General features: G+C 65.1%; 4 protein-coding genes. All 4 read left to right on the top strand.

Going from position 1 to position 3,157, the window contains the following annotated elements:
* Positions 1 to 59: 59 nt before the first annotated feature.
* From tnpA to IEW01_RS17545, 4 genes are read left to right on the top strand one after another with little or no spacing between them, the layout of a single operon-like run.
* On the top strand, positions 60 to 488 hold the full coding sequence (gene tnpA, locus IEW01_RS17560; protein WP_188530321.1) for an IS66-like element accessory protein TnpA: 429 nt from the start codon (positions 60 to 62) through the stop codon (positions 486 to 488).
* Positions 485 to 835 carry an IS66 family insertion sequence element accessory protein TnpB gene (tnpB, locus tag IEW01_RS17555; protein ID WP_188530319.1) on the top strand — a complete coding sequence of 117 codons (351 nt, stop codon included), beginning with the start codon at positions 485 to 487 and terminating at the stop codon, positions 833 to 835. The genes tnpA and tnpB overlap by 4 nt, the downstream gene beginning before the upstream one ends.
* Positions 836 to 895: 60 nt before the next feature.
* On the top strand, positions 896 to 2,521 hold the full coding sequence (gene tnpC / locus IEW01_RS17550) for an IS66 family transposase (RefSeq protein ID WP_188530317.1): 1,626 nt from the start codon (positions 896 to 898) through the stop codon (positions 2,519 to 2,521).
* The gene (locus tag IEW01_RS17545) at positions 2,518 to 3,120 is read left to right on the top strand and encodes a plasmid pRiA4b ORF-3 family protein (RefSeq protein ID WP_188530315.1); all 603 of its coding nucleotides are present in this window, start codon (positions 2,518 to 2,520) and stop codon (positions 3,118 to 3,120) included. Before tnpC ends, IEW01_RS17545 begins: the two co-directional genes overlap by 4 nt.
* Positions 3,121 to 3,157 lie beyond the last annotated feature (37 nt).

The raw sequence follows: 3,157 nt of genomic DNA, 5'->3' as shown, positions 1-3,157 counted from the left end.
GTAAGCCTCCGGGGAGGGCCGTCTTTCTGACTTGAGGCTCACGGCGTAGGTCCGGCGCTATGTCCGACCATAGATACAGACCTGAAGTAGAGATCCTTTCTGTCACCGATACCGGGCGCCGTCGGCGCTGGACGGATGAAGAGAAGGTGCGCATCGTTGAAGAAAGCTTTGGCGGTCGAGGGCGTGTCGCCGAGACAGCCCGGCGTCATGATATTGGCCGCACCCTGCTGGTGCGCTGGCGTCGCCAATACCGCGAAGGCAGGCTGATGACGGGCAGCAAGGCGTGCCTGCAATTCACACCGTTGGCCATCGCCGCTCCTGATGAACCCGAGGGTCACGACGGGCCGTTCCCACCGGTCCCGACGCCAGCGACAGCCCAGGTCCAGATGGCAGATATTACCCTCGTGAATGGCCGCCGCCTGTCCGTGGCAGCCACGATCGACCCGATGGTGCTGGCGCGCCTCGTGCAAGCCCTGGATCCGTCATGATCGCGTTCCCGGCGGGGGTGCGCGTCTGGATCGCGGGCGGGGTGACTGACATGCGACGCGGCATGAACACCCTGGCGCTACAGATCCAGCAAGGGCTCGGTCGCGATCCGCACGCGGGCGAGATATTCTGCTTCCGGGGACGCAAGGGGGACCTGGTCAAACTGCTCTGGCATGACGGGGTCGGCATGTCGCTCTACACCAAGCGGCTGGAGGCCGGGAAGTTCATCTGGCCGACCAGCGGTGCCGGCGAGGCGGTGCAGATCTCCGCGGCCCAGCTCGGTTATCTTCTGGAGGGGATCGACTGGCGCAATCCACGCTGGACCCAACGCCCTGCAAAGGCGGGATAAATTGGCCTCATCGGCCTTATTTGCATGGGCTTTCCGATGCCGGCATGGTAGGTCTTGGCCATGTCGAACAACGCTTCCGAGATTGCCAGATTGCGCGCCGCGCTTGCGGCCTCGGAGGCCCGTGCCGAGGCCGCAGAGAGCGAACTGGCGCAGACCCGGGCGGTGGTCTCGACCTCCGAGGCGATGATCAAGCATCTCAGGCTCGAGATCGCCAAACTCCGGCGCGAACAGTATGGCCGCAGCTCCGAACGCCGTGCCCGACTGATCGACCAGATGGAACTGCAGCTCGAGGAACTCGAAGCCGCGGCCACCGAAGACGAGATTGCCGCCGAGAAGGTGACGAAGACCACGACCGTCGCGGGCTTCGAACGCCGCCGCCCGGCACGCAAGCCCTTCCCGGATCATCTGCCGCGCGAGCGGGTGGTGATCGAAGCGCCCACGTCCTGCACCTGCTGCGGCTCAAACTGCATCGTGAAGATGGGGGAAGACGTCACCGAGACGTTGGAGGTGATCCCGCGGCAGTGGAAGGTGATCCAGACCGTCCGCGAGAAGTTCACCTGCCGGACCTGCGAGAAGATCAGCCAACCGCCGGCGCCCTTCCACGCCACGCCGCGCGGATGGGCTGGCCCGAACCTGCTGGCGACGATCCTCTTTGAGAAGTTCGGGCAGCATCAGCCGCTCAATCGCCAGGCCGAACGCTATGCCCGGGAAGGCGTCGATCTCAGCCTGTCGACCCTCGCCGACCAGGTTGGCGCCTGCGCCGCCGCGCTGGAGCCGATCCATGCGTTGATCGGTGCCCATGTTCTGGATGCCGACCGCTTGCATGGCGACGATACGACAGTACCGCTGTTGGCGAAGGGCGGGACAAAAACCGCCCGGCTCTGGACCTATGTCAGGGATGACCGACCCTTCGGCGGCGGGGCTCCACCTGCCGCCCTGTTCCACTTCTCCCGCGACCGCGGAATGGCCAACCCGAACCGGCATCTCGCCGGGTGGCAGGGTATCCTGCAAGCCGATGCCTATGGGGGCTACAACGACCTCTACCGCGCCGACCGTGACCCGGGGCCGGTCGAGAGTGCGCTATGCTGGAGCCACGCTCGCCGCAAGTTCTTCGAGCTTGCCGACATCAAGGGGAATGCCCGGAAGGGCAAATCCGTTCATGACATCTCGCCCATCGCGTTGGAGGCCGTGGCCCGGATCGACGCAATCTTCGACATCGAGCGCGGTATCAATAGCCTGACCGCTGCGGAACGGCAGGCGGCCAGGCATCAGCTATCCCGCCCTCTGGTCGAGGCATTGCACGACTGGCTGCGGGCCGAGCGCGACAGGATGTCGAAGCACAATCCGGTCGCCAAGGCGATCAACTACATGTTCACGAAGGACCGCTGGACGGCCTTTACCCGCTTCCTCGACGACGGTCGGATCTGTCTGACAAACAACGCCGCGGAACGGGCCCTGCGGGGCGTGGCCCTCGGCAGGAAGTCATGGCTCTTCGCCGGGTCCGAGCGCGGCGGCGACCGTGCCGCCTTCATGTATTCCCTGATCGTCACCGCCAAGATGAACGATGTCGACCCTCAGGCCTGGCTGGCCGATGTCCTCGCCCGGCTGCCTGGCACGACCGCCTCCCGCGTGCCGGATCTATTGCCCTGGAACTGGTCCCGGGCTGAGCAAAGGATAGCCGCATGACCCTGATCGCCCGCCTCCGGATCATCCTGAACGACGTCGACCCGCAGCCGGTGCGCCATATCGAGGTGCCGCTGAAGATCAGGCTCGACCGGCTGCATGAGGTCATACAGGCTGCCATGGGCTGGACAGACACCCATCTCTACGAGTTCCGCGCCGGTGATACCGGTTGGGGCGAGCCCGACCCGGACGGGTTCTACGATGGCCCCATGCCCGCGAAGAAGACAACGTTGGAGAAGGTGCTCGAGGACACCGGCGCCAGGACGATCCAGTATGTCTATGACTTCGGCGATGACTGGGACCACAGCATCCGTATCGAGCGGGTGGGCGAGGCAACCCCCGGTGTGATCTACCCCCGGCTTCTGAAGGCGACCGGGGCCTGTCCCCCAGAGGATGTCGGTGGTGCCTGGGGCTACGAGGAGTTCCTCGAAGCCCTCGCCGACCCTGATCACGAGCAACACGAGGACATGGTCCACTGGTCGGGCGGGGACTTCGACGCCGAAGATGCCGGGATCGACAGGATCGTCGAACGGTTTAACCAGCTTGCGAAGAAATGGGCTCCGCGGCCCCGCAAACCCAAAGCCCCCGAGGGCACGACCTGAGAACAGCCCCCATCCGCGGTCCACGCCGGATGGTTAC

Origin of the sequence: Sinisalibacter lacisalsi (assembly GCF_014640115.1) — a bacterium.
Taxonomy (GTDB): domain Bacteria; phylum Pseudomonadota; class Alphaproteobacteria; order Rhodobacterales; family Rhodobacteraceae; genus Sinisalibacter; species Sinisalibacter lacisalsi.
This window is presented reverse-complemented; position numbering and strand designations above follow the sequence as displayed.

Excerpts from the sequence above, each read along its gene's own strand:
- tnpA (WP_188530321.1), top strand. The coding sequence starts at position 60 with ATGTCCGACCATAGATACAGACCTGAAGTAGAGATCCTTTCTGTCACC.
- tnpB (WP_188530319.1), top strand. The coding sequence starts at position 485 with ATGATCGCGTTCCCGGCGGGGGTGCGCGTCTGGATCGCGGGCGGGGTG.
- tnpC (WP_188530317.1), top strand. The coding sequence starts at position 896 with ATGTCGAACAACGCTTCCGAGATTGCCAGATTGCGCGCCGCGCTTGCG.
- IEW01_RS17545 (WP_188530315.1), top strand. The coding sequence starts at position 2,518 with ATGACCCTGATCGCCCGCCTCCGGATCATCCTGAACGACGTCGACCCG.